25 protein-coding genes and 1 tRNA gene are annotated in these 25857 nt (G+C 65.7%); 14 read left to right on the top strand and 12 right to left on the bottom strand.

The annotated features are described in order from the left end of the window. The first annotated feature begins 152 nt into the window (after positions 1–152). The 5 genes from plsX (at position 153) to J6500_RS02045 (ending at position 3460) form a co-directional block, all read left to right on the top strand. The gene (gene plsX, locus J6500_RS02065) at positions 153–1214 is read left to right on the top strand and encodes a phosphate acyltransferase PlsX (RefSeq protein ID WP_225710992.1); all 1062 of its coding nucleotides are present in this window, start codon (positions 153–155) and stop codon (positions 1212–1214) included. After that, complete coding sequence (locus J6500_RS02060) at positions 1211–2188, top strand: beta-ketoacyl-ACP synthase III (RefSeq protein ID WP_225710991.1); 978 nt, start codon at positions 1211–1213, stop codon at positions 2186–2188. The genes plsX and J6500_RS02060 overlap by 4 nt, the downstream gene beginning before the upstream one ends. A gap of 130 nt (positions 2189–2318) precedes the next feature. Further along, positions 2319–2651, top strand: coding sequence for an integration host factor subunit alpha (locus tag J6500_RS02055; RefSeq protein WP_225710990.1), 333 nt, complete (start codon positions 2319–2321; stop codon positions 2649–2651). 31 nt (positions 2652–2682) lie between these two features. Then, the gene (locus J6500_RS02050) at positions 2683–3288 is read left to right on the top strand and encodes a MerR family transcriptional regulator (RefSeq protein ID WP_225710989.1); all 606 of its coding nucleotides are present in this window, start codon (positions 2683–2685) and stop codon (positions 3286–3288) included. A gap of 94 nt (positions 3289–3382) precedes the next feature. Next, positions 3383–3460, top strand: a tRNA-Pro gene (locus J6500_RS02045). An 88-nt stretch (positions 3461–3548) separates the two neighbouring features. Here the strand turns inward: J6500_RS02045 and J6500_RS02040 are convergent. Then, positions 3549–4061, bottom strand: coding sequence for a MarR family winged helix-turn-helix transcriptional regulator (locus J6500_RS02040; RefSeq protein WP_225710988.1), 513 nt, complete (start codon positions 4059–4061; stop codon positions 3549–3551). A 450-nt stretch (positions 4062–4511) separates the two neighbouring features. On the opposite strand from J6500_RS02040, the gene J6500_RS02035 reads away from it, so the two are divergent. From J6500_RS02035 to J6500_RS02025, 3 genes are all read left to right on the top strand, one after another. Further along, positions 4512–6071: a porin gene (locus J6500_RS02035; RefSeq protein ID WP_225710987.1), complete on the top strand. Its 1560-nt coding sequence runs from the start codon at positions 4512–4514 to the stop codon at positions 6069–6071. A 472-nt stretch (positions 6072–6543) separates the two neighbouring features. Then, a complete protein-coding gene (locus J6500_RS02030) occupies positions 6544–6765 on the top strand; it encodes a hypothetical protein (protein ID WP_312018189.1) in 222 nt (73 codons plus the stop codon). Positions 6766–6843: 78 nt separating this feature from the next. Further along, positions 6844–7752 carry a dihydrodipicolinate synthase family protein gene (locus J6500_RS02025; protein ID WP_225710985.1) on the top strand — a complete coding sequence of 303 codons (909 nt, stop codon included), beginning with the start codon at positions 6844–6846 and terminating at the stop codon, positions 7750–7752. A gap of 110 nt (positions 7753–7862) precedes the next feature. Here the strand turns inward: J6500_RS02025 and J6500_RS31925 are convergent, their stop codons facing one another. After that, positions 7863–7991 (bottom strand): hypothetical protein, encoded by a 129-nt coding sequence (locus J6500_RS31925; protein ID WP_283842874.1) that lies wholly within the window; start codon positions 7989–7991, stop codon positions 7863–7865. Between the two features lie 107 nt (positions 7992–8098). Then, positions 8099–8236: a hypothetical protein gene (locus J6500_RS02020; RefSeq protein ID WP_225710984.1), complete on the bottom strand. Its 138-nt coding sequence runs from the start codon at positions 8234–8236 to the stop codon at positions 8099–8101. 216 nt (positions 8237–8452) lie between these two features. Here J6500_RS02020 and J6500_RS02015 point away from each other — a divergent pair, with 216 nt between their 5' ends. Further along, positions 8453–9421 (top strand): SDR family oxidoreductase, encoded by a 969-nt coding sequence (locus J6500_RS02015; protein WP_225710983.1) that lies wholly within the window; start codon positions 8453–8455, stop codon positions 9419–9421. Positions 9422–9504: 83 nt separating this feature from the next. Here J6500_RS02015 and J6500_RS02010 read toward each other — a convergent pair whose 3' ends face one another. From J6500_RS02010 to J6500_RS01995, 4 genes are all read right to left on the bottom strand, one after another. Beyond that, positions 9505–9969 carry a GcrA family cell cycle regulator gene (locus J6500_RS02010; protein WP_225710982.1) on the bottom strand — a complete coding sequence of 155 codons (465 nt, stop codon included), beginning with the start codon at positions 9967–9969 and terminating at the stop codon, positions 9505–9507. Between the two features lie 46 nt (positions 9970–10015). Beyond that, positions 10016–10216 (bottom strand): hypothetical protein, encoded by a 201-nt coding sequence (locus J6500_RS02005; protein ID WP_016844973.1) that lies wholly within the window; start codon positions 10214–10216, stop codon positions 10016–10018. A 184-nt stretch (positions 10217–10400) separates the two neighbouring features. Next, a complete protein-coding gene (locus J6500_RS02000) occupies positions 10401–12224 on the bottom strand; it encodes an AMP-binding protein (protein ID WP_225710981.1) in 1824 nt (607 codons plus the stop codon). A gap of 218 nt (positions 12225–12442) precedes the next feature. Then, entirely contained in the window at positions 12443–13384 is a 942-nt protein-coding gene (locus J6500_RS01995; RefSeq protein WP_225710980.1) for an acetamidase/formamidase family protein, read from the bottom strand. 66 nt (positions 13385–13450) lie between these two features. On the opposite strand from J6500_RS01995, the gene J6500_RS01990 reads away from it, so the two are divergent. The 3 genes from J6500_RS01990 (at position 13451) to J6500_RS01980 (ending at position 16466) form a co-directional block, all read left to right on the top strand. Continuing rightward, positions 13451–14251, top strand: coding sequence for a YdcF family protein (locus J6500_RS01990; protein WP_225710979.1), 801 nt, complete (start codon positions 13451–13453; stop codon positions 14249–14251). Positions 14252–14342: 91 nt separating this feature from the next. Further along, positions 14343–15128: a DUF169 domain-containing protein gene (locus J6500_RS01985; RefSeq protein ID WP_225710978.1), complete on the top strand. Its 786-nt coding sequence runs from the start codon at positions 14343–14345 to the stop codon at positions 15126–15128. A gap of 159 nt (positions 15129–15287) precedes the next feature. Then, positions 15288–16466, top strand: coding sequence for a saccharopine dehydrogenase family protein (locus J6500_RS01980; RefSeq protein ID WP_225710977.1), 1179 nt, complete (start codon positions 15288–15290; stop codon positions 16464–16466). Positions 16467–16736: 270 nt separating this feature from the next. Here the strand turns inward: J6500_RS01980 and J6500_RS01975 are convergent, their stop codons facing one another. Next, the gene (locus J6500_RS01975) at positions 16737–17933 is read right to left on the bottom strand and encodes an FAD-dependent monooxygenase (RefSeq protein ID WP_225710976.1); all 1197 of its coding nucleotides are present in this window, start codon (positions 17931–17933) and stop codon (positions 16737–16739) included. Between the two features lie 144 nt (positions 17934–18077). Between J6500_RS01975 and J6500_RS01970 the strand changes: the two genes are divergently transcribed. Next, positions 18078–18551 carry a MarR family transcriptional regulator gene (locus J6500_RS01970; protein WP_225711058.1) on the top strand — a complete coding sequence of 158 codons (474 nt, stop codon included), beginning with the start codon at positions 18078–18080 and terminating at the stop codon, positions 18549–18551. Here the strand turns inward: J6500_RS01970 and J6500_RS01965 are convergent. The 4 genes from J6500_RS01965 to J6500_RS01950 form a co-directional block, all read right to left on the bottom strand. Continuing rightward, on the bottom strand, positions 18523–19794 hold the full coding sequence (locus J6500_RS01965) for an O-antigen ligase family protein (protein ID WP_225711057.1): 1272 nt from the start codon (positions 19792–19794) through the stop codon (positions 18523–18525). The two genes, J6500_RS01970 and J6500_RS01965, sit on opposite strands and share 29 nt — an antisense overlap. 137 nt (positions 19795–19931) lie before the next feature. Then, positions 19932–21473: an undecaprenyl-phosphate glucose phosphotransferase gene (locus J6500_RS01960; protein ID WP_225710975.1), complete on the bottom strand. Its 1542-nt coding sequence runs from the start codon at positions 21471–21473 to the stop codon at positions 19932–19934. A 115-nt stretch (positions 21474–21588) separates the two neighbouring features. Further along, entirely contained in the window at positions 21589–22731 is a 1143-nt protein-coding gene (locus J6500_RS01955) for a glycosyltransferase family 4 protein (RefSeq protein ID WP_225710974.1), read from the bottom strand. Between the two features lie 3 nt (positions 22732–22734). Further along, positions 22735–23343 carry a polysaccharide biosynthesis/export family protein gene (locus tag J6500_RS01950; RefSeq protein WP_225710973.1) on the bottom strand — a complete coding sequence of 203 codons (609 nt, stop codon included), beginning with the start codon at positions 23341–23343 and terminating at the stop codon, positions 22735–22737. Positions 23344–23529: 186 nt separating this feature from the next. Between J6500_RS01950 and J6500_RS01945 the strand changes: the two genes are divergently transcribed. Beyond that, on the top strand, positions 23530–25854 hold the full coding sequence (locus J6500_RS01945) for a GumC family protein (RefSeq protein ID WP_225710972.1): 2325 nt from the start codon (positions 23530–23532) through the stop codon (positions 25852–25854). Positions 25855–25857 lie beyond the last annotated feature (3 nt).

Raw genomic sequence — 25857 nt, 5'->3', positions numbered from 1 at the left:
GCTCAAGAGGTTGTGTCGGAGCAAGGACACGCTATTGTCGCGGCCCGGCCGGGACGTCAGTTGGCGTTTGGCCGCGCGCCGCTCGCGGCGGTGACTTCAAGCTTGCGGCTTGCGTTCGACAGGCTGCGGGAGAGCAGGTTTCCGGGACGTTCATGCCTCAAAAGGTTCGAATCGCGCTTGACGCCATGGGGGGCGATGTCGGCGCAGCCGTCGTCATTCCCGGCGCCGCGATCTCGTTGAGCCGTCATCCCGGCAGCGAATTCCTGCTGGTCGGAGACCGGACCCAGATCGAGCCGGAGCTTGCGAAGCATCCGGCGCTGAAGGCGGTATCGAAGGTGATCCATACCGATGTCGCGGTGAAGAATGACGAGAAGCCGAGCCAGGCGCTGCGGCGGACCCGCAGGACGTCATCGATGTGGCTGGCGATCGATGCCGTGAAACATGGCGAGGCCGACGTCGCGGTCTCCGCCGGCAACACCGGCGCGCTGATGGCGATGGGCGGGCTCAATCTGCGAACGCTGCCCGGCGTCGACCGCCCGGCGCTCGCCGCGGTGTGGCCGACGCTGCGCGGCGACTCGGTCGTGCTGGACCTCGGCGCCACGATCGGCGGCGATGCCCGCCATCTGGCGACGCTGGCGGTGATGGGCAGCGCCATGGCGAGCGTGCTGTTCAACCTCGAACGGCCGACCGTCGGCCTGCTCAACATCGGGTCCGAGGAGATCAAGGGCCATGAGGAGATCCGCGAGGCGGCCGGAATGCTGCGGGCGATGAACTCGCCGCAATTCAACTATATCGGCTTTGTCGAGGGCGACGGCATCGGCAAGGGGGACGCCGACGTGATCGTGTCGGAAGGTTTCTGCGGCAACATCGCGCTCAAGACCGCGGAAGGAACGGCGCGCCAGATGTTCACCCTGCTGCGCGAGGCCATGAGCTCGAGCTGGCTGGCCCGGATCGGCTATCTGCTCGCCCGCGGCGCGTTCCAGAAGCTACGCGACAAGCTCGATCCCAACAAGTCGAATGGCGGGGTGCTGCTCGGCCTGCAGGGGGTGGTGGTCAAGAGCCATGGCGGCACCAGCGCGGAAGGCTTTGCCTATGCGGTGGATGTTGGCTATGAGATGGCCCACTACGATCTCCTCACCAAGATCAATCAGATGCTCAATCGCGACGGCAGTGCGCTGGTGCAGGCGCAGACCGCGCAGGAGGCTGTCTCGTGACTGCGATACGTTCGGTAGTGCTCGGCTGCGGCTCCTATCTGCCGGAGCGGGTTTTGACCAACGCCGAACTGGCCAGCCGGATCGACACGTCGGATGACTGGATCGTGCAGCGCACCGGCATCCGCGAGCGCCACATCGCCGCGGACGGTGAGTTCACCTCGCATCTGGCCATCAAGGCGGCGCAGGCCGCGCTCGCCGATGCCGGGATCGACGCGCAGTCGATCGACCTGATCGTGGTGGCGACCTCGACCCCCGACAATACGTTCCCGGCCACCGCGGTCGCGGTCCAGCACGGGCTCGGCATCAATCACGGCGTCGCGTTCGACCTCCAGGCGGTGTGCTCCGGCTTCGTGTTCGCACTCACGACGGCCGACAATTTCCTGCGTGCCGGCAGCCACAAGCGGGCCCTGGTGATCGGCGCCGAGACCTTCTCGCGCATCCTCGACTGGAACGACCGCGGCACCTGCGTGCTGTTCGGCGACGGCGCCGGCGCCGTGGTGCTGGAGGCGCAGCCGGGGACCGGCACGACCGCCGATCGCGGCGTGCTGACCACCCATCTGCGCTCCGACGGACGCCACAAGTCGAAACTGTTCGTCGATGGCGGCCCCGGCTCGACCAAGACGGTCGGGCACCTCCGAATGGAGGGCCGCGAGGTGTTCAAGCACGCCGTCGGCATGATCACCGACGTGATCGTCGACGCCTTCAACGCCACCGGCTTCAATGCCGAGGACATCAACTGGTTCATTCCGCACCAAGCCAACAAGCGAATCATCGATGCCTCGGCGCACAAGCTGCATATTGCGCCGCAGAAGGTGGTGCTGACGGTTGACCTGCACGGCAACACGTCGGCCGCCTCGATCCCGCTGGCGCTGGCGGTCGCGGTGAAGGACGGACGCGTCAAGAAGGGCGACCTGGTGCTGTTCGAGGCGATGGGCGGCGGCTTCACCTGGGGTTCGGCGCTCGTGCGCTGGTAGGCCGATCGCTCAAAAGCGCTGATATCTGCCGGTGCCTTTCATGCGACTGCATGTTGGTCGCTGTTGACCATTGCGCGCTAAGCTTTTAATTTCAGTCAAGAAATTGTTCGCCGAGAGTGCGGGGCAGGCGATGACCAATGGAACCGGGAAAACAGTTACGCGCGTCGATTTATGTGAGGCGGTCTATCAGAAGGTAGGTCTGTCGCGCACCGAATCGTCGGCGTTCGTCGAACTTGTGCTGAAGGAGATCACCGATTGCCTGGAGAGGGGCGAGACGGTGAAGCTGTCGTCGTTCGGCTCGTTCATGGTGCGCAAGAAGGGGCAGCGCATCGGGCGCAATCCGAAGACCGGCACCGAGGTGCCGATCTCGCCGCGCCGTGTCATGGTGTTCAAGCCGTCGGCGATTCTCAAGCAGCGCATCAACGGCCACCTGGCTGCCAATGGCAGCGCCAAGGCCGAATGAACATTTGAACTGAGGTCAGAGGAGCCAGCATTTGGACAAGGCGCCGGATGCGTTCCGTACCATCAGCGAAGTCGCTGACGAACTCGACATTCCCCAGCATGTCCTGAGATTCTGGGAGACCCGTTTCGCGCAGATCAAACCGATGAAGCGCAGCGGCGGCCGCCGTTATTACCGGCCTGACGACGTCGACCTGCTCAAGGGCATTCGCCGGCTGCTGTACGGCGAGGGCTATACCATCCGCGGCGTGCAGCGGATCCTGAAGGAACACGGCATCAAGTCGGTGCAGGGCATCGCCGATCAGTCCGCGGCGATTTCGTTCGGCGCGGTCGAGGAAGCGGTCGGCCATAGCATGGCCGAGCCCGACGATGCCGAGCTCAACGACGGTCTCGATCTCGACGGCGAGGAGGGCGACGGCGACGAGGGCGGCATCGACTACCGCTTCGTCGATCCCGACGAGGACCCGATCCTGTCGACCTACAAGGCGCGCGCCCAGCCCAAGGTCCAGCTCAAGGAGCCGGCCATGGCGCCTGCGGCGCGGGCCGGGGTGACGGCCGCCGATCGGGCCCGGCTCGAGCGCGTGCTGCAGGACCTCGTCGCCTGCCGGCAGATGATCGACGCGGCGCTGAAGGACGGCTGAGGCCGCGGAACCGCGCCGCGACCTGTGCTTTAGGCCTTGCTGGACCCTGCGGCCGCCTTGCGCGAACGCCGGATCGCAGCTAATGGAACGGCATCGGAGCGTGGCGCAGCCCGGTTAGCGCACTAGTCTGGGAGACTAGGGGTCGGAGGTTCAAATCCTCTCGCTCCGACCATTTTTCCTCATAGCAACTGCTGGAGCATCTCGGGCCGGACAGCCATGGCGCGTCGTTCGCAGCTGAACCGAGATGCAATCGCGGACCTCTAAAAATTGAAATCCAGCGCGACGCGCTGGCAGGCTTTCTGAAGACGGCTATTGAGCGTGGCGAGCTTGGTGGTGAACTCGGCCAGCTCCTTTTCGCTGAACTCCTCGAACACCGTCTTGCGGAAGGCTTGGTGCTGATCGGCGAGGCTCGCCAGATGCTTTCTTGTCTTGTCGGTCAGCGACAGCCGCACCACGCGCGCGTCGGCCGGGGAGGGCGTGCGGCGCAGCAGTTCCTTCTGCTCGAGCAGCTTGGACTGCGTGGTGACGAACGACGGATCGACATGCAGCGCCTTCGAGACGACGTTGATCGGCACGCCGTCATCCTTGTCGAGATCGGAGACGGCGATCAGGATCATCCATTGCGGGCCGCTGACGCCGAGCGCCTTGCCCCAGAACTGGCGCACGTCTTCGAGGTGCGAGTTGATGGAAGATATTTCAAGCGTAAAGCGTTTAATGATATCGAGATTTGCGGTGGCGCGTTGGCGCGTCGCGTCCTTCCTGGTCACTGACACGAATTCCTCTCCTCTCGCCGACGCAGCTTTGCGCTGCTTTGATTCTTTTTTCTCTCGCGGCGTAGGTAAATTCTTCTCGCAACTCGCCTACGAACGCAAGTGACATTGAAGCAATTATGATGGCTGTATGACGGCGGGGCTTTTCCGGGTGCGGCAAGTTTTCGCTCGTGCATCCAAGGGGCTTAGCGGGCCAGCGTTGCTGGTGAGACACAGTGTGGCAGCATTCGTATAGCTGACTTTATAAACTATTTTGATTAGGGAATTGGGCAATGCATATTGAACCCGGCGGTAGGGGAATCTCGATCGTCCCGTTGCGTTGGTCGTTTCAGGTTGTCGGGCCCGGTTTTTTTTGAGGGGGGCGAGGCGGCCCGGCGGTCAGCGACAGTGCGGGGGGATCACGGGGCGGTAACGGTCCGGACTCTCCGCATATGAGCAACTTGGAGGTTTAATATGAAATTGGTGAAGAGCCTTATCCTGGGCTCGGCGGCTGCTCTGATGGCGGTCGGCGGAGCGCAGGCGGCTGATCTTCCCGTCAAGGCCAAAGCGGTCGAGTACGTGAAGGTCTGCTCCCTGTACGGTCCCGGCTTCTACTACATCCCGGGCACCGACACCTGTATCAAGCTGGGCGGCTATCTGCGCGTCGACGTCGTCGCGAACGCGAACAGCGTTGCCGGTCCGAACTACAACGGCCCTGGCGGCGCCAACAACCGTTTCACCAACGGCTACACCTGGCGTTCGCGTGAAGACCTGAACATCGATACGCGCACCGCGACCGAGTACGGCGTGGTCCGCACCTACTTCGATGCGGTGTTCACCTGGACCACCGACAATTACGGCGTGAACGGTGCGGCTCCCGGCGCGACCGTCTACGCTCCGCTCGGCGGCGGCGGCACGGTTGCCCCGGCTTCGGCTCCGAACAACGCGGGCGCCGGCAACGGTTCCTACGGCACGGTCGGCGTCTACTTCGCCTTCATCCAGTTCGCCGGCTTCACCATCGGTAAGGCGGTGTCGCAGTTCTCGGCTCCGTGGACCAACTATCCCGGCAACAACTTCGACGGTCTCGTCGGCGGCGGCGGCACGGTCACTGGTGTCAACCAGTTCACCTACACCGCGCAGTTCGGCAACGGCGTGTCGCTCTCGCTGTCGGCTCAGGATCAGGCCGCCTACTACCAGGCTGGCGTGAACAACCTCAGCGCCGGTGGTGCTTACGGCGCCAGCGACTATGCCGGCACGATCTCGCCGGACTTCGTCGCAGCCCTCAAGGTCGAGCAGGCCTGGGGTCTGTTCCAGGCGTCGTTCGCTGCGCATGACAACCACGCTGCCTACTACGGCGCCACCGAGTTGACCGGTCATCCGGACGACAAGTGGGGCTGGGCTGGTCAGCTGGCCCTGTCGATCAAGAACATCCCGACTGGACCTGGCGACACGATCAACGTCCAGGGCGTCTACACGGATGGTGCGACCCGCTACAACATCCAGGACCTGGCCAACCAGGCCGGTGCGGTCGCGATCTACAGCGGCTCGAGCCTCCCGTTTGCCTATGGCAGCGTCGGCTTCGGCACGGCGCCTGACACTGTGTTCGCGGCTGGCACGCAGCAGCAGACCGTCAAGACCTGGGGTATGCGCGGTGCGTACACCCACAACTGGGATCCTTACTGGAACACCAGCATCTACGGTGCTTATGCCGCGGTCATGTACAACGACACGGCGAAGACCCTCATCTGTGGCGTCGGTGGCGTCGGTGGCTCGTTCCGCACTGCCTTCGGTGGCGGCGCTGGCGTGACCACCTGCAACCCCGACTACAACATTGCCCAGCTCGGTTTGATCACCCGCTGGACCCCGGTCAAGAACCTCACCTTCTCGGCGGACGTGACCTACACCATGCTCGATCAGAAGTATGCTGGCACGATCACGACCTCCGCTGGCTCGATCGGCAAGCCGAGCGCGACCTACGAGCTGAAGGATCAGAACACCGTGATGCTGCTGCTGCGCGCGCAGCGCAACTGGTAATACCGGTTGAACTGATCACGGCACAAAACAGAACCCCGGCAGGCAACTGCCGGGGTTTTTCTTTGGCGAGGCGTGGTTCTTCTCAGGTGAAGAAAGCGGCAAATGCGGCTGCGACAACGTCGCCTCCTGCCGATCACGAAGACGTGCCATGCGATTCATTCGCCGCAAACTTATTTACTTAGCTGATCTACTAAACTATATAGGTTCCGGCCAACAATTGAATGATGGCTCTTAGCTTCAGCTAAGCCTCCCAAACCTCCGGCAATGCCCTGCCGGAGGTTTTTGATTCCGGGCCCATCACATCAGCTACATTCCTCGTGCCGGCTTGCGTCGCGTTCTGCCACTGCGCGCCCCGATGACGTGAGCCGACGGCCGCCGTTCCGTCGATTCGGAGCCGTCAAGATTTGACGGAATCAATCCGCAATGCATTCTCGCCGGCATGCGACGGTTGAAGGACAGCCGCCTGGCGCGCATGAGCAGTGGCCATTACTGCCTGATACGCGATCTCGGGCCGGTGAAGGGGGGCAAGGGATTGCGGCACCATGAGGTGGTCCTCGACCTCTCGTGGCGCGGCCTGCTCCGGCTGCTAATCCCGTCGCTCGGGCGTCCCGCCGCGCCGCGCGCCTTGGCCATGTCCGGATCGGGCACCAGTTCCGCCGTCGCGGCCGCTGGACGCCGCAACGACAATCAGTAGGCTTGGCTGGCCGGATCGACACCGCCGCCCTCGAGAGCGGGGATCGGATCTGCGGGATGAAACAGCGAGGGCCAGCCGATGACGATGCGTCCGACGGGCGTGATACCGCCGATGACGACGCCGTTCCGCAAGGACGGCGAGATCGATTTCAAGCTGGTGGGGCCGCAGGTCGACTGGCTGCTCGGCGCCGGCTGCCACGGCATGGCCGCCGGCGGCTCGACCGGCGAGGGCCACGCGCTCGACCACGAGGAATATCGCGACCTGATCGCGGCGACGGTGGAGGCGGCGAGGGGCCGCGCGCCCGTGATCGCAGGCATCATCGTCGATTCGACGCGCGACGCCGTCAGGCGCGGCAGGCTGGTGCGCGACATGGGTGTCGCGGCGCTGCAGGTGACGCCGGTGCATTATCTGTTCAAGCCGGACGAGGAGGCGATGGTCGGCCATTTCCGCCGCATCGCCGACGACACCGGCATGCCCATCATCATCTATAACGTGGTGCCGTGGTCCTACCTGTCGCCGGCGCTGCTGACCCGGATCATGACGGAGGTGCCGCTGGTGATCGGCGTCAAGCAGAGCGCGGGCGACCTGAAACTGTTCGCCGATCTGATGATGATGGCGCCGGACAAACTGATCTACAGCGCCGTCGATGCGCTGATGTATCCGTCCTACACGCTCGGCGCCCACGGCTCGATCGCGGCGATCCTGACCGCCGCGCCGCATGCATCGGTGGCGCTGTGGGACGCCGTGAAGGCCGGCGATCATCCGCGCGCGCTCGACCTGCACAAGAAACTGCTGACGCTGTGGAATGCCGTCATCGCCGACAATCTGCCGGCCTGCACGCGCTATGCCCAGATATTGCAGGGCCTGCCGCAGACCTATCCGCGCACGCCGATGCCGGAGGCATCCATGGCGCAGCAAGCCGCAATTGCGAAAGCGCTGGAAGGATTGGGGGCATTCACCGGCAAGCGCGTCGAGGCGGCGGAGTAGGCGGACGCTTAAACTTTGCGTCTTATTTGCAAATCGGCGTTCGGCCGAAACGGTTCAGGCGCGGGGTCATCGCGCCGGATGCGCTCTGCGCTGGAGGACCGGTAGCCGGCTCAGATCCCGAGCAGCCAGACGCCGAGGACGACGCCGAGAACCGCCAGTCCGCTGATGGTCCAGCCGGCGGCATAGGCCGCGCCTGAAGTGTCGGGTTGATCGACCATCGAATCATGCCAGTGGGTCATTCCAACCTCCCTGGAAGAAAGCACTCCCTGTCGGGTAGGTCTCGGCCGCAGGGACAAGGTTCAACCATGACGAGCGATTTCGGTTCCCGGCTTGCTGGCGGGGGCGCCTACCAACTCGCCCGCGCCGGCGGCACGCCCCGGACGCTGCGCGGCTGCGGTGCCGCCTCGGCGGCCGCGGCCGAGCCCGAGATGCCGGCCGCGATCGCCATCAGCATCGCTGCGACCGCCTTGTTGAGAACCACCATGATTGTTGTCTCCGATTGCCCGAGAGAGCTTCCATGACGGTTTGTTCGCGACGCGGAATGAGCTTGTTACGTCGGCCGCGGCTCACCAGCGCGTGAGCGGCGCGCGGCGTTGATGGCCGACAAATCCGTGATGTAGAGTGCAGCGCGAAACGGTTGGGACCGCGATCCGCGCGCCCACTGATCCGAAGAAAAAAACAGGGACGAAACGGATCTCACATGAAGGATTTTGCCGGAAAGATTGCCGTCATCACCGGTGGCGGCACGGGGATGGGACGCGAACTGGCGCGCCAGCTCGTCGCCGAGGGCTGCAACGTCGCAATGTGCGACGTCTCGGCCGAGGCGATGGCCGAGACCAAGCGGCTCTGCGAGGTCGAGAAGCTGCCGCAGGGCCTGCGCATCACCACCCACGTCGCCGACGTCTCGATCGAGGATCACTACAAGCGGTTTCGCGACGAGCTGATCGAGCAGCAGGCGACGGACAAGATCCATCTGTTGTTCAACAATGCCGGTATCGGCGGCGGCGGCAGCCTGTTCACCAATACCCGCGAGCAGTGGGAGCGCACCTTCAACATCTGCTGGGGTGGCGTCTATCTCGGCGTCCGCACCTTCCTGCCGCTGCTGGTGAAGGCCGACGAGGCGCACATCGTCAACACCTCGAGCGTCAACGGCTTCTGGGCCTCGGTCGGCCCCGGCGTGTCGCACACCGCCTACTGCTCCGCGAAATTCGCCGTAAAGGGTTTTAGCGAAGCGCTGATGAATGATCTTCGCCTCAACGCGCCGCACGTCAAATGCTCGGTGGTGATGCCCGGCCATATCGGCACCTCGATCGTGTCGAACTCGCGCAAGGTGCAGCTCGGCACTACCTCCGACCAGCTCAGCGCCGACGAGCTGACGCAGGCGCGCCAACGGCTGAAGGGGCAGGGCCTCGACGTCGCCAGGATGTCGGATGCCGATATCCAGCAGCTCGCGCTCGACCGCGCCCGCATCTTCCACGACGAGGCGCCGACCTCGGCGGCCGCCGCCGCCAAGATCATCCTCGACGGCGTCAAGGCCGACCGCTGGCGCATCCTGGTCGGCGACGATGCGCACCTGCTCGATGAGCGCGTGCGCAAGACGCCGGAGCAGGCCTACACGCCGGAGTTCTATCAGAGTATCGTCGCCGAGACCGGCTGGAAGGTCGGCTGATATCTGCGTCGCAAGCGGCGCCAAACATTCGGTGTCGTCCCGGCGAAGGCCGGGACGACGCTTGGGGAGGTGTCTCGGCCCACCTAGCCGCGCATCGCGCGCTGCCGCGACCCGACCTGATAGGCGAGGCGGTAATGTCCTGAGCAATAGGGCATGCCGCCGAGCGGGGTGTTGCCGCAGAAGCAAAAATCCTCGGCGCCGGGCGTGCTGATCGGCCAGCGGCAGCGCTGCTCGCTCAGCTCGAACAGCGAGCAATTGTTGGTGCTGACGATCGGTGCATCGTCGGCCTGCTCGTAGACCTCCTGGAGCATCCGGAACTGCTGCTTTGTAGTCGGCGCCGGTGCGGCACGCCCGGCGGATTTCTTCCGCCGTGCCCGGCGCTCCTCGGGCGTGGTGCGGGTGAGGTTGAGCCGCGACAGCTTGCCGATCACGGCATTGCGGCTGACGCCGATGTTGACGGCAATGTCGCGGCAGGAGAGGCCGGCTGCGAAATAGCTTTTGAGTTGTTCGACGCGCTCGGGCGTCCAGGTCGCTTGAAGGGCAATCATTTGACGGTTCCACGTTCTGTGTTGAACCGCCGCGCCGGTACACCCGTCAGGGCGTGCGTCCGTTGTCGCGGATTGCAAGCAACCCGTCCTTGATGGCGAGCCGAATGCCTTCCTCGATCAATGTCCGTGCGACGCCCGGGACGCTCGTGCCGTGGGTGCCCTGCCGCACCAGCTTCTCGAGATAACCGATGGTCGAGAGTGCCAGCGTGACCGGGACGCGGTCGGTTTCGGCCTTTTCCGTAGCCATAAGGAAACGCTTAACCTTGAACGCAGTTACTGAAAAGTATCTATTTAGACTCTATTTAGGATTGGGCCTGCCCGTCAAGCCGGGCTATTGCGGTCTGTGCGGGCCGCGCGCCGCCATCCGCCGGAGACCCATTCCGGCCGCCGGCGGCATCGACGCTGACGGATTATCCAGTTGAACGAAGGCGTTAGGCGCGTAATTCAACCTTGACCGGAAACTTCTTGAGCAGCCGCTCAGCGGCCTCGGCCTTTCCGGGCGGCGCGGTCACACTCAAATACAGGCCGCGCGACGGATCGGTGATCGCGTCCACGCTGACCTCGCTGAGCCCTTCCAGCTTCAGCAGCTCGCGCGCGGCGTCGCCGGCGGCGATCTCGCGCAGTTTCGGCTTGAAGATCTTGCCGACCGGGGTGACCGGCATGTCCGGAATCACCGAGACCACGCGCGGCCGCGCCGGCGGTTCCAGAATGTTGTCCTGCACGAAGGCGGCGAGTGCCTGCGCATCGATTTGGGCGCCGGGCTGCGCCGAGACGAACAACATCGGCACTTCGCCGGCATAGGCGTCGGGACGGCCGACCGCGGCGGCGAGGGCCACGCCGGGGAATTGCAGCGCCGCGTCCTCGATCGCGCGTGGGTCGATGTTGTGGCCGCCACGGATGATGACGTCCTTGGCGCGGCCCAGGATGTAGACGAAGCCGTCAGCGTCGATCCGGCAGATGTCGCCGGTGCGCAGCCAGCCGTCGCGGAATGCCTCTTCGGTCTGTTTCTGGTCGACGTAGCCGGCGAACACCTGCGGCCCGCGCGTCAAGAGCTCGCCGACCGGCGAGGGCCATGGTCCGGTGTGCAACTTGCCGCCCTCGAGGATCGCGAGCTCGACCATTGGATTGCGGGTGCCGACGCTTTCGGGGCGCGGCTTCACGCCGTGCACGTCGTGGGTGATGGCGCCGGCGAGCTCGGTCATGCCGTAGAGCTGCTGGATGCAGTCGCCGCCCCAGGTGGCGAGGTAGCGTCGTTCGATCTCCGGCGGACAGATCGAGGCGCCGGTCGCGGTGACGCGCAGGCACGAGATGTCGCTGTCGGCGACCGGCACGTCGGCCAGCGCGCCGAGCGTGGTCGGCACGTTGCCGGCGATGTTGACCTGATACTTCTCGACGATCCGCCAGAAATTCGTGATCAGCGCCGGATCGCGCGCGCCGGCCGGGCCGGGGATGAAGATCGTCGTGCCGGCCGACAGGCAATTGGCCGTGGTGCAGAACAGGCCGCCGACATGGAACAGCGGCAGCGTGATCATCGCCCGTTCGCCGCCATGGAAGTCGAGCGCCATCCGCGAGGACAGGGTGGAGGCAATCATCGCGCGGTTGGTGAGCCGCGCCACCTTGGGATGGCCGGTGGTGCCGCCGGTCGGCAGCATCACGGCGACACGGTCGGCCTCGCTCATATCGGTCGACTTGCCGTAATCATTGCGCCAGGCCGGATCGGGCTTCAGCACCTCGCCGTCGAACGCGATGCTGCCGTCGAGCGGCGCGATCACGATGCGCTTCAGCGAGGGCACTTCGCGCTGCAGGCCATCGACCTTCTCGTAAAGCCCGCCCGGCATGCCCGGCGGCGGCGCCAGCAGCAGCTTGGCCTTGATGGCATTGAGCTGGGCGACGATCGCCTCGCGCGTGAACAACAGGTTGAGCGGCTCGGCGACGCCGCAGGCGGCCGCGCCGAAGATCGCGACCACGGCGACCGGGCTTGCCGGCAACAGGATGGCGACCGGATCGTCCTTGCCGATCCCTTGCGCGCGGAAATAGGTCTCCGCCGCCTTGACGCAGCCCATCAGATGATCGTTCGAGATCACGACCGGGTTGGGATCGAGCGGCGCGCGCAAGTAGATCACGGCTTCCGCCTCGGGCGCGCCCTGCGGGCCGCGGGCGATCAGATCGAGGATGCGCGGGCAGGCGGCGAGCGTCTCCTGCATCTCCTTGTCGCGCGCGGCCTCGTCGGCCGGCGAAAGCCTCTCCTTCAGCATGTCCGTCCCATCCGTTTGTGTTCGTTGGGACGGAGTGTATCGAGGCGTTCGCGCGGAACACAAGTGCGGCCATTTGGCACTTCGTCATTCCCCGGTGCGCAATTTGCGCACCTGAGGGCTCGCGAAGCGAGAACCCGGAATCCACCAGGTCGCAGGCTCCGTAGACGAACGGATTCCGGGGTCGACGCTGCGCATGACCCCGGAGTGACGGCGGGTCGTCAGCCGTGCACGACCGACTTCGCGATCATGCAGTGAATGCCCTTGGAGCCGTTCACCGTCTGCGTCACCCGGAGGTCGGCGGCGAGGCTGCACAGCGTGTAGGCGTCCTCGCCCGAGAGATTCCGCTTCTCGCCGAGCAGCACGATCATGTCGCGCAGCGCCTTGACCACGCACTGGTCGAGATCGGGATCCATCGCCATGGTCATGTAATGGTCTGAAGTCTCGGCGCGCGGATAAGCGAGCTTGAGGTCCTTGCGCAAGGTCAGGCGGAAGCGGCCGGTGAGCGCGGTCTCGATCGCGGTGACGCAGACCTCGCCGTCGCCCTGCACGCCATGGCCGTCGCCGCAGGAGAACAGCGCACCCGGCACGAACACAGGCAGATAGAGCTTTGCGCCGGCGCCGAGCTCCTTGTTGTCGAGATTGCCGCCCATCGCGCGTGGGATCAGCGAGGAGATGCGGCCCCAGGCCGGCGGCGGCGACACGCCCATCACGCCGAAGAACGGTTTGAGCGGCAGGTCGAGGCCCCACGGCATGCGGCCGACCATGCGGTCGCGATCGAGCGGGATGTTGAGGATGCGCGTCTCGTGGAAATCGTCGGGCAGGGTGCCGGACAGCGGCTTGATCAGATTGTAGCCCCAGTCCTGGCGCAGCTGCACGTCGAGGATGTCGACCTCGAGCACGTCGCCGGGGAAAGCGCCATCCACTGCGATCGGGCCGGTGAGGATGTGCCCGGGCACCATCCGCTCGTTCTTCGCATGGATATCGTCGAGTTCGGGCGGGACGTGAAACTTGCCGCGGTCCGGCACCACGTCGGGGCCGCCGCTGACGGTCTCGATCGTGACCTCGTCGCCGCTCGCAATGGTGAGCACCGGCTTCAGCCTGGCTTCAAAGAAGCCCCAATGGCAGGTTTCGGGGCTGGACTTCAGGTGATGATGGGGCATGTGACGTCTTTTGATTGCTTGTCCGGCAGCGTATGACGCTGTAGCAGAACTTCGCAGAGGCTTCCCTTGTTTTTTGTGCTCTCCAAGACGCTCGGCATCATGCTGCTGCCGGTGAATCTCTTGATCGGCCTTGGCGTGCTCGGCGCCGCGTTGCTGCTGACGCGGTTCGCTACGCTTGGCCGCAGGCTGATGGTCACGGTAGCGGCTGTGCTGGCGCTGAGCGCTTTTTCGCCGGTAGGTAATGTCCTGATCTATTCGCTGGAGCAGCGCTTCCCGCCATGGAATCCGGCGCACGGCGCGCCCGACGGCATCATCGTGCTCGGCGGATCGATCGATCCGGATATCTCGCGCGCACATCGGACGCCGGTGGTGCGGCAGGCCCCCGACCGCATCATCGTCGCGGCCGAGCTGGCGCGCAAATATCCCGATGCCCGTATCGTCTTCACCGGCGGCAACGCCAATCTGATCTCGCACGATGCCAAGGAAGGCGACTACGCCGGCGAGCTGCTTGCGGGCCTCGGCATCGCGGGGCCGCGCGTGATCATCGAGCGGCAGTCGCGCAACACGGTGGAGAATGCCGAATTCTCCAAGGAGCTGATCAAGCCGAAGCCGAACGAACGCTGGCTGCTGGTCACGTCGGCCTATCACATGCCGCGTTCGGTCGGGTTGTTTCGCAAGGCGGGATTTGCGGTCGAGCCCTATCCAGTCGATTGGCGCGTCGGCGGGGTGGACGATCTGTTCATCATCAACATGGGCATGGACGGGCTGTCGCGCACCGAGATCGCGATCCGCGAATGGCTCGGGCTCGTCGCCTATCGGCTGAACGGCAAGACCGACGCCCTGTTCCCCGGGCCGGACGCGCCGTGAAGCGCGACGCGCGGGTCGCCTCCGCCGGCCAATCCGGCTAACATCGATGCAAACAGGCGGCGCTAGAGCCGCTGGTCACGGGAGCTCACGCATGCAACAGCAGACACCGCCGGAACAGTTCGATCTCGCCGCGATCGTCGCCGATCTCAACAGCCTGTTGCGGCTGAAGACCACGGTGATCGGCATCAAGATGTTTGCGCGGGTCGAGGACATGGAGGCGATCCCGAAAATCCGCCGGCCCAGCGCGGTGCACACCACCGACCAGATCGTCAGCATGGCCTCGCGGCTCGGCTGGACCGTCGGCATCACCGGCGATGATCTGGTCGGCGCGCAGTGCCGCGCGGTGATCGGGCTGGCGCCGCAGGACGAGAAGTGGCTCGCCGGCGAAAGCTATGTCGGCGTCTGGCACGGCACCGCGGAGGACGCGCGCAAGCGCCAGGAGGCGCTCGACGTCGTGCCTTACGGCCGGTACCAGGCCATGGCGGTGAGCCCGCTCACCTCGGGCCGGCTCAATCCGCCCGACATCTGCCTCGTCTATGCGACACCGGGGCAGATGATCATCCTGATCAACGGACTGCAGTATACCGGCTACAAGAAATTCGAATGGGGCGTTGTCGGCGAAACCGCATGCGCGGATTCGTGGGGCCGGGCGCTGAAGACCGGCGAGCCGAGCCTGTCGCTGCCGTGCTTCGCCGAGCGCCGCTATGGCGGCGTGCCGGACGAGGAGATGCTGATGGCGCTGCCGCCGGCCTATCTCGTCAAGGCGATCGCCGGCATGAAGCAGCTCGCCAAGAACGGCCTCCGCTATCCGATCGCGCCTTACGGCATCCAGGCCGATGTGCGCGCAGGAATGGGCGTGTCGTACGCGAAGAAATAGTCCAACCATCCGTCATTGCGAGGCGCTCGCGACAAAATTGCACAGCAAGTTTGCGCTGAAGTGACGAAGCAATCCATCTGCGCGCTTGGAGATAATGGATTGCCTCGCTTCGCTCGTAATGACAGAACGAACAGTATCCGCTCTCCAGGAACCCGATTTATGGCTTCGTCGAAATTCGACATCATCGTTTACGGCGCCACCGGCTTCACCGGTCAGCTCGTCGCCGAGTATCTCGCCGCTCATTACAAGGCTGATCGTGCGCTGACATGGGCGATGGCCGGGCGCAGCAAGGACAAGCTCGCCGCGGTTCGCGATGCGATCGGCGCGCCGTCGGATACACCGCTGATCGTCGCGGATTCCGGCGATGCCGCCGCCCTGAAGGCGATGGTCGTGCAAGCCAAGTCGGTGATCTCGACGGTCGGGCCGTATCAGCTCTATGGCAATGAGCTGGTCGCGGCCTGCGTCGAGACCGGCACCGATTATTTCGATCTCTGCGGCGAGCCGGTCTGGATGCGGCAGATGATCGACAAGCACGAGGCCGCCGCCAAGGCGAGCGGCGCGCGCATCGTGTTCTCCTGCGGCTTCGACTCGGTGCCGTTCGAGCTCGGCACCCTCTTCGTGCAGGACGAGGCGAAGCGCGTGTTCGGCGCGCCGGCGCCGCGCGTCAAGGGCCGCGTCCGCGACATGCGCGGCACGCTGTCCGGCGGCACCGCGGCGAGCGCCAAGGCGACGTTCGATGCCGTGGCCAAGGACCTCAGCCTTGTCGCCATCCTCAACAACCCGTTCGCGCTGACGCCGGGCTTCGAGGGCCCAAAGCAGCCGCGCGGCAGCAAGCCGGCCTTTGAAGAGGATCTGCAATCCTGGACCGCGCCGTTCATGATGGCGCTGATCAACACGCGCAACGTCCACCGCTCCAACATGCTGATGGGCTTTCCCTACGGCAAGGAGTTCGTCTACGACGAGATGGTGCTCACCGGTCCCGGCGAGAAAGGCGAAGCCAACGCCAAGAAGGTGATGGCGCTGAACGCCGAGAAGACCGGACCCGGCGCGCCGAAGCCGGGCGAGGGCCCCTCGAAGGAAGAGCGCGAGAACGGCCGCTATGACCTGCTGTATCTTGCGATCGCGTCCGACGGCCGCGCCGTCCGCGCCGGCATCAAGGGCGACCGCGATCCCGGTTACGGCTCGACCTCGAAGATGATCTCCGAATGCGCGATCTGCCTGCTGCGCGACACGCCCGACGTGGCCGCCGGATTCTGGACCTCGGGCGCGGCGATGCAGCACAAGCTGATCAAGCGGCTGGTCGACAATGCCGGCCTGACGTTCACGGTCGAAGCGTAGGGTGAGCACGTCGCTATCGCTCCATTGCCCAGCCTACGGATGCCTGTCGTCGCCCGGCTTGCCGCCCCGCTAAAGCTTCGGCGAGCCCAAGACCGGAGGCCCGGTCGAAGCCTTGGCGTAGACGGGACCGGGCGACCCGGTATTCCAGAGACGGTTGTGATCGACCAATGGGCCGCGGCGTACTGGATCCCCCGGTCGAGCCGGGGGACGACACAGAGTATGTGGCGGCAATCCGCTGTTATCGTCGGCCTTCGCGGGCTCAGCAGTGGTCTACGCCGCGCGGGGATTGTACGCGTACATGAAATCCATGCCCTTCGACGCCAGGGGCAGCATCAGCTTCATCACGTGATCGCGCAGCCATGCGCCGGCCGGGCTGAACTCGCGCTTGCTGTTGCCGTTGCGGCGGGCGAGGGCGACGATCTTCTCGGCGCGCGGGCGCCGCTCGTGCTCGAAGGCCTGGAAGGTCAGGCCGAGCTCCTGGCCATCGCGCATCAGCATTCCGAGCCGCAGCGCGTCTTCCAGCGCCAGCGACACGCCCTGGCCGGCATGCGGGCTGGTGGCGTGCGCGGCGTCGCCGATCAGCAGCGTCCGCTTGCGCGACCAGGTCGGCAGCGTCGCGACGTCGAGCGTGTCGGTGACCACGATATTGTCGGCGGCGTCGATGATCGCGGGGATCGGATCGTGCCAGCCGGCGTGGAAATCGCGCAAGTGTTGCCGGATCGCGTCCTGGCCCTGCAGGCGGAAGGCCGCGGCCGTCATGCCGCGCGACGGCTGCGTGCTCCACCACATCGCGCCCTCGTTTGGATCCGGGCTGCACAGGCCGTAGCCGAAGAAGCCGCTCTGACCGAAGGTGGTTTCCATCCGCTGGCCGATCGAGAGCTTCTCGAGCATCGCGCGCGGCACGAAGCCGCCGAATCCGAGCAGCCCGGTATCGAACGGCGTCGGTCCGTCCGGAATCACGTGCCGCCGCGCCACCGAATGCACGCCGTCGGCACCGATCACGAAATCGCCCTCGGCGGTGGTGCCGTCGGCGAAATAGGCGATCACCGGCTGGTCGCCGCGATCCTCGATCTTGACCAGCCGCTTCTCGAAGAACACCGAGACGTTCGAGGACCAGGCCTTGTCGATTAGCGTCTCGCACAGCGTCGCGCGGCACATGTTCACCGCCGGCTGGCCGAAACGCTCCTGCATGTTGCGATTGAGCGAGCCGAGCTTCTTGCCGCCCTGCGAGTAGAAGTCGAAGGATTCCGCGATCGAGCCGCGGCGGATCAGATCGTCGGCGAGGCCGAGCTCCGCCAGCACATGCATGCCGTTCGGCGCGATCTGCAGGCCGCCGCCGATCCCGGTGGAGTAGGGCCAGGCTTCATAGAGTTCGGCCTCGAAGCCGGCGCGGGTCAGAAACATCGCGGTCGCGGGACCCGCGATGCCGGCGCCGATGATCAAAGCTTTACGGGAACGGCGGGTCATGCCTTGCTCCATGCGTCGGTGTAGGATAGGAAAGATCAGCGGCTAATCTTCTTAGTAACTAAGATATAAATCTTGTAAGATAAGGAAATCGCATTGTCAAGGACGGAGTCGCGCGCGGCGCTGATGCAGGAGCTGGAAGTGGCCATGCGGCGGTCGTCGGCGCAGGGCGTCATGTACGGCCAAGCCGTTGCGAACATGGCCGGAATCTCCAATTCCGACATGGAATGCATGGACATCCTGCACCTTGAGGGGCGCGTCACCGCCGGCCGTCTCGCCGAAGTCACCGGGCTCACGACAGGGGCGATCACCGGGGTGGTGGACCGTCTGGAGAAGGCGGGCTACGTGCGCCGCGAGCGCGACGAGAGCGACCGGCGCAAGGTCTTCATCTCGGTGGTGGAGGAGAAGGCCGAGGAGCTCGGCAAGTTCTACGTGCCGATGCAGCAGGCGATGCAGAAGCTGTGGAGCAGCTACACCGAGGACGAACTGCGCCTGCTATTGCGCTTCGCCAATGACGGCCACAAGGGCGTGCTCGAGGCCACCGAGGCGCTGAAGGCGATCATCGACATGCCGCCGGAGAAGCGCCCCAGCCTCAAGAAGCCGCCGCCGCCTCGGCGCTGATCGCTACGGCCGAAATGGCGCGATAGCGCTCCGCCGCCGCATACATGCCCCACATCGTGCCCAGCATCATCCAGAAGTGCCGCCAGTGGTCGGTGTCGATGATGAAGCTCTCGGCGACGGTGCCGAGGAACGCCGAGAACACCACGAGATAGGAGCGCTGCCACGGCACGCGCATGAAGACGTAGCGGAAGCCGACGATCACGCTGACGAAGACCAGCGCCGGATAGCAGACGCCGGAGATCCAGCCGCCCGACATGAAGGCGTTGAGGAAGGAATTGTGGGTGTCCTCGGGGAAGTAGGTGTGGAATTGCAGCGGCCCGATGCCGAACGGCATTTCCAGCGCCATCTGGGCGCCGAGGATGTGGCGGCCGAACCGGCCGAAGCGTCCTTCGTCGTAGCTCTGGTCGAAGCTCGCGCGCTGCTTGAACATGTCGGCAACCGAGCCGATCGAGAGCAGCACCGCGATGAGCGCGACGGCGAGGACCATCGCGATCAGCGCCATGACAATGATGCGCGAGCGCTGCGCCTGCGAGCGGCTGGTCAGCACCATCAGCACCAGCATGAACACCGATGTCAGGACGAGGCCGCCCCAGGCGGCGCGCGAGAACGACAGCAGGATCGCAAGCGAGATGATGCCGAAGGCGACGGCATTGCGGAATGCCTTGCCGAGGCGGTCGGAGACCACGCTCTGCAGCGCGAACAGCGCCGGCAGGATCAGGAATGCGCCGAGCACGTTGGGATCCTTGAAGGTGCCGCGGGCGCGGTCATACAGCGTCAGCAGTTCGTAGCCGCCCGGGACCAGGCGGAAATAACCGGCAATGCCGGCGAGCGCGGCGATCATCGCGCCGACCAAGAGGCCGCGGCGCAGCATGTCGAGCCGTGCTTCGGTATCTTCCGAGATCACCATGGCGAAGAAGATCACGGTGACGGCCATGTACCAGGAGGTGAACACCCAGGTCACGACCTCCGGCTTGTCGAGGAACGGGATGGCGCCGATGCTGTAGCCGACATTGAGCACGATCAGCGCGAACAGCAGCGGCATGAAGACCAGCCGCATCCGCAGGCCGGTGGCGAAGAACAGCACCGCGGCGGTCAGCGTGACGAGTTCGTACGGGCTCGGCTCGATGAACACGATGGCGCCGGAGGCGCCGGCCAGCCACACCAGCGCGCGCTGCAGCGCCAGCACGCCGGGCGGCGCGGTGATCGGCGGATAGGTCGTTCCGGCTGTCGCCGCATAGGCCATCGGATACTCACGCAACGCTACAAACAAGATCACTCGCGCCCGTCATTGCGAGGAGCGAAGCGACGAAGCAATCCATCTATCCCAGCGCTGCGAGATGGCTTGCTTCGCTGCGCTCGCAATGACGGCAGTTGTGGCTCTCAGTACGCGTTCTCGTTCTTGGTCAGCAGCGAGAACGGTGTCTTGAGCAGAATGTAGAGGTCGAAGAGCACCGACCAGTTCTCGATGTAGTAGAGATCGTACTCGACGCGCTTCTGGATCTTCTCGTCGGTGTCGACCTCGCCGCGCCAGCCGTTGACCTGGGCCCAGCCGGTGATGCCGGGCTTGACGCGGTGGCGGGCGAAATAGCCGTCGACGGCCTCGTCGAACAGCCGGTTCTGCAGCTTGCTCTGCACCGCATGCGGACGCGGACCGACCAGCGACAGGTTGCCCTTCAGCACCACGTTGAACAGCTGCGGCAGCTCGTCGAGCGAGGTCTTGCGGATGAAGCGGCCGACACGGGTGACGCGCGGGTCGTTCTTGGTCACGACCTTGGAGGCGGTCGGATCGGCCTGATGGTGGTGCAGCGAGCGGAACTTGTAGACGTCGATGCGCTCATTGTTGAAGCCGAAGCGCTTCTGGCGGAACAGCACCGGCCCGGGACTGTCGAGCTTGACCGCGAGCGCCACCAGTCCCATCACCGGCAGCGCCGCGAGCAGGATCAGGCCGCCGACGATGCGGTCGAACAGCCACTTCATCACCAGGTCCCAATCGGTGATCGGCGCCTCGAACACGTCGAGCGTCGGCACCTTGCCGAGATAGGAGTAGGAGCGGGGACGGAAGCGCAGCTTATTGGTGTGCGCCGACAGGCGGATGTCGACCGGCAGCACCCACAGCTTCTTCAGCATCTCCAGGATGCGGGTCTCGGCCGAGATCGGCAGCGCGAACAGCACGAGATCGACGCGGGTGCGGCGGGCGAATTCGACGACATCGTCGACCTTGCCGAGCTTTGGCGAGCCGGCACAGGTGTCCATGGCGCGGCCGTCGTTGCGGTCGTCGAACACGCCGAGCACATGGATGTCGGTGTCGTCCTCAGCCTTCAGCGCCTCGATCAGCTTCTCGCCGTTCTGGTCGGCACCGACGATCACGGTGCGGCGGTCGAGCCGGCCGTCATGCGCCCAGGAGCGCACCATCGCGCGCAGCAGCAGGCGTTCGGCGATCAACAGCGCAAGGCCGACGAAGAAGAACGACGACAGCCAGACGCGCGACACCTCGCCGCCGAGCTTGACGAGGAAGGATACGCCGATGAACAGCAGGAACACGAAGGTCCATGACGAGATCATCCGCGTCATCTGGCGGAGCTGGCCGCGGAAGATCTGCACCTGGTAGATGTCGGCGGCCTGGAAGCAGATCACCGCGGCAAGCGCCATGCCGAGGATCGCCGCGATGTATCCCCAGGAGAAGTAGCCGGAGAGCGGCTTGACGTAGCCGAGATACAGGCCGACGCCGACCAGACTGAGCAGCACGAAATCGGCAACCCGCACCGCGCCGGCGATCACGACCGGCGAATAGGCGCCGCGGACTTTCTGGTTGGTGACGGCGAGCGCGGCCGGCGACAGGCGCCGGCGGCGTTCGACCTGCGGATGACCGGCCGTTGCTGACGCAGCGTCATCCAGCATCGAGCGTGCGTTAAACGGTTCCACGTGTCCACGTCCATTCCTGCGCATGCAGATGGGCATCCGCGCGCAGCAGCGAAATTCCCCTGGGGGTGAATTAACGGGACAAATCGGAAGAAACGGTTACGTGCGTAAGGAATGGTTAACGCTTGGCAAATGCGTCGCGATAACCGGCGAGCACGCCCTCGACCATCGCGCCCTGCGAGAAGTGCTGCGAGATCCGCTCGCGCAGCTTTTGCGCCCGCGCGGCAGTGGCCGCAGGGTTGTCGAGCGCGGCCTTGATCGCATCGGCCATCGCGGCGGCATTGCTCGGCGGAAACAGGGCGTCGGTGTGGCTGTCGAAGATCTCCGGGATGCCGCCGACATTGGCGGCGATCATCGGAACGCCGGCGGCGGCGGCTTCGATCACCACATAGGGCATCGAATCGCCGCGTGACGGTACGACCAGCAGGCTGCCCTTGGAGAAGCCGTAGCGCGCCTTGACGTGACCGATGAAGCGCACGGCGTCGCCGAGCGCCAGCCGCTTGACCTGGGCCTTGAGCCGCTCGGTCTCCTCGCCGTCGCCGCCCAGCGTCAGCGTCACCGGCTTGCCCTCGGCGCGCAGCTTCGCCACCGCGTCGATCAAGAGATCGGCGCCCTTGATGTGCCTGAACTCGCCGACATAGACCACGTCGGTGGCGTCCTCGGCCTTCGGCACCGGCTCGAATTCCTCCGCCGTGACGCCGTTGAACACGCAATGCACCACGCCGGCCGTCGGCACGCCGACGGTGCGCTGATAGGTATTGCGGGCGAACGCGCTCTCGAACAGGAACAGGTCGGTGCTGTTCATCAGCGTGCGCTCGAGCTGACCGTAGAAGGCGCCCTTCAGCGTGTCGAGCGGGTAGTGCAGCGAGCCGCCATGCGGCGTGTAAACCCGGATCACCTTGCTGGAGCGCCGCCGCATCCGGACATAGGCGCCGGCCTTGGCGCCGTGGCCATGCACGACGTCGGGCTTCAGCTGCCAGATCAGGCGCGCGATGCGCGCCCAGACCGCGAAGTCGGCAAGGCGCGGCTCGCGGCGGATCGCCACCCGGCGCACGCCGAGCGAAAGGCGCGGCTCGATCTCGGCGAGCGCGGCGTCGGCCCGCGCGCCGCCGGTGAGGCTGTCGGCGACGATGCCGACATGATGGCCGCGCGCGATCTGGCCGTTGGCGACGTCGAGGATGTGCCGGATGATGCCGCCGACCGGGGCGCGGACGACATGCAGGATGCGGAGCGGCGGTTCCTGGTTCTGCTGCTGCGCCATCGGTCAGAACCAGCGCTCGCTGACGAACACGGTGTCGCCGGGACCGATCGGCGTGCTCAGCGGCACGAGGAAGCGGCCGGATCCCGATGCGTCGGTGTGGGTGAGGGTGACGGCGCCACGCTTGGCGCGCGTCGAGAAGCCGCCGGCGATCGCCACCGCGCTCTCCACCGTCATGTTGGGAACGTAGGGATATTGGCCGGGAGCCGCGACCTCGCCGAGGATGAAGAACGGGCGGTACGATTCGATCTCGACCGCCACCGATGGGTCGCGGATATAGCCGTTGCGCAGCCGCGCGGTGATCTCGCTGGCAAGCCCGGCCGGGGTGCGGCCGCGTGCCGGCACCGATCTGATCAAGGGCAGGGTGATCGCACCCGCGGCGTCGATCGCGTAGGTGTTGGTGAGGCCTTCCTGGCCGTAGATCACGACGCGCAGCCGGTCGCCGGGACCGAGCTGGTAGGCGCCGCCGACTGCCGGCATGGGCCCGGCATAGGCCATCGGGGCGGGCGCCCCGTAGGTGGCCGGCGCCACGGCGACCGGCGCGGTCCGGCCCATGCAGCCCGACAGCGCGAGCGCAGCGATCAGACAGACAATGGGAGCGCGCCGGTTGCGCATGTCGGGAATCCCGCGGGGAAATATCGGCGTCGATTAACGGCACCCATGGTTAACAAAGGATGACGCGGGCCGACCGGGCGGCGGATGCGCCCGCCTGCAACCTGCGGGCGATTAACCCGGCGGCAACCTTAATGGACTGTAATCGCCGCCATTGAGATGGAGTCGCGGCGTCCGCGGGAGTGTGTGATGCGTTTTGCATTTTGGCGTAGAGGCAAAGAAAAGGCCGTCGTGCAACGGGCGTTGCCGAAGTCTGCGCCCGTTGCCGACAAGGCTGTCGCCAAGCCGGTTGTCACCAAGCCGGTTGCCGCGAAGCCCGCCCCGCAGCCTGTCCAGGCAACGGAGGCCGGTGATCTTGACCTGCATGCGCTTGGACGTGCGCTGGCGCGCAAGCGCGGCTGGATCATCGTGCCCACCGTGCTGGTGTTCGCGCTTTCGCTCGCCGCCGTCAACATCGTCACGCCGCGCTACAAGTCGGAAGCGCGCATCCTGGTCGACAATCGCGAGAACGCTTTCCTGCGCCCGAACGGCGAGCGCGACACGGAGCGCACCTCGCTCGATGCCGAAGCCGTGACGAGCCAGGTGCAGCTGCTGCTGTCGCGCGATCTCGCCCGCGAGATCATCAAGAAGAACAAGCTCGCCGAGCGGCCGGAGTTCGATCCGGTGCTGAAAGGTTTCTCGCCGCTGAAGTCGCTGCTGGCGCTGTTCGGCATCGGCCGCGATCCGTTCAGCCTGACGCCGGAAGAGCGGGTGCTCGATTCCTTCTACGAGCGCTACCAGGCCTACGCCGTCGACAAGTCGCGGGTCATCGTGATCGAATTCCAGTCCGAGGATCCCGACCTCGCCGCGCGCGTCACCAACTCGATCGCCGACGGCTATCTCGTGCTGCAGCAGGCGGCACGGCAGGACCAGGCCAAGAACGCCAGCGCCTGGCTGCTCGGCGAGATCGACAAGCTGCGCAACAAGGTTGCGGAGGCGGATTCGCGGGTCGAGGATTTCCGCTCGAAGTCGAGCCTGTTCGTCGGCACGAACAACACGTCGCTGTCCAACCAGCAGATGGGCGAATTGAACACGCAGCTCAACAATGCCCGCGCGCTGCTGGCGGACGCCGAAACCAAGGCGCGGCTGATCCGCGAGATGCTGCAGGGCGGCAAGCCGATCGAGGCGTCGGAAGTGCTCAATTCCGAGCTGATCCGCCGGCTGGCCGAACAGCGCGCCACGCTGCGCGCGCAACTCGCCGAGCAGTCGTCGACGCTGCTCGACAACCATCCGCGCATCAAGGAATTGAAGGCGCAGGTCGCCGATCTCGACCGGCAGCTGCGCGAGGAAGCCGGCAAGATCTCGCGCTCGCTGGACAACGACGCCCGCCTCGCGCGCGGCCGTGTCAATGAATTGCAGGCGAGCCTCGACCAGTCGAAGAAGCAGGCGTCCTCGAGCAACAGTCAGGACGTGCAGCTGCGCGCGCTGGAGCGCGAAGCGAAGGCGCAGCGCGACCTGCTGGAGGCCTATCTCGCCAAATACCGCGAGGCGACGGCGCGCGAAAACATCGAGGCCGCGCCGACCGACGGCCGCATCATCTCGCGCGCCACGGTCTCCAACACGCCGGCCTATCCGAAGAAGCTGCCGATCGTGCTGATCGCGACGCTGGCGACGCTGCTGCTGTCGTCGGGCATCATCGTCACCGGCGAGCTGCTGCGGATTTCCGCGCCCGGCGCGGTCGGCCGTGCCTTCGCTCCGGCTGCCGTCGTGCTCGGGCGCCGCGAGCCGGTGATGGAAGTCGAGAACGAGCCGGCGCCGCAGCCGTCGCCCGATGCCGACGCGCCGCGCGCACCGAAGCTCGCGCCAAAGCCTGACCTGCCGGCGCAGGCTGAGGCCGTATCCGACCCCGTCATCAGCGAGCCGCCTGCGATGCCCGCACCGGCCGCCGGCGAGATCGAGGAGGTAGCCGCGCGTCTGGTCGCGGCCGGTGCTGCCGAGCCCAAGATCACGATCCTCGGCACGGCGGCAGGAGAAAGCGTCACCGAGACCGCGCTGGCGCTGGCCCGCCTGATGGCCCGCCAGGCCAAGGTGGTCGTCGTCGATCTCGTCGGATCCTCGCCGGCGCTGGCTTCGGCCTCGGTCGATCCGGCCGCGCCCGGCCTCGCCGAGCTGATGCAGGGCGAGGCGTCATTCGCGCAGATCATCACCAAGGACCGGCAGTCGCGCGTTCAGCTCGTCAGCGCCGGACGGCCGGGCTTCGATCGCGCGCATCTGCAGTCGCCGCGGCTGACGCTCGCGATCGACGCGCTGCTTCGGGTCTACGACCACGTGCTGCTCGACGCCGGTTCGGCCGTCGACCTGCCGGCCGAATTGTTGACCACGCAGGCACAGGCCGTCGTCGTCCCCGATGCCGGCATGGCGCAGGATGCCCGCCGGCTGATGGTCGATCAGCTCAAGGCCGTCGGCTTCGCCAACGTCACGCTGCTGAGCAAGCCGCACCAGCCCTCGGCGGGCCCGCGCGTGGTGGCGGCGTGAGGG

The sequence above is a fragment of the Bradyrhizobium semiaridum genome (genome assembly GCF_020329505.1).
Classification (GTDB): Bacteria; Pseudomonadota; Alphaproteobacteria; order Rhizobiales; family Xanthobacteraceae; genus Bradyrhizobium; species Bradyrhizobium semiaridum.
Note: the sequence above shows the minus strand (reverse complement) of the source record. Positions and strands in the feature narration are given on the sequence as shown.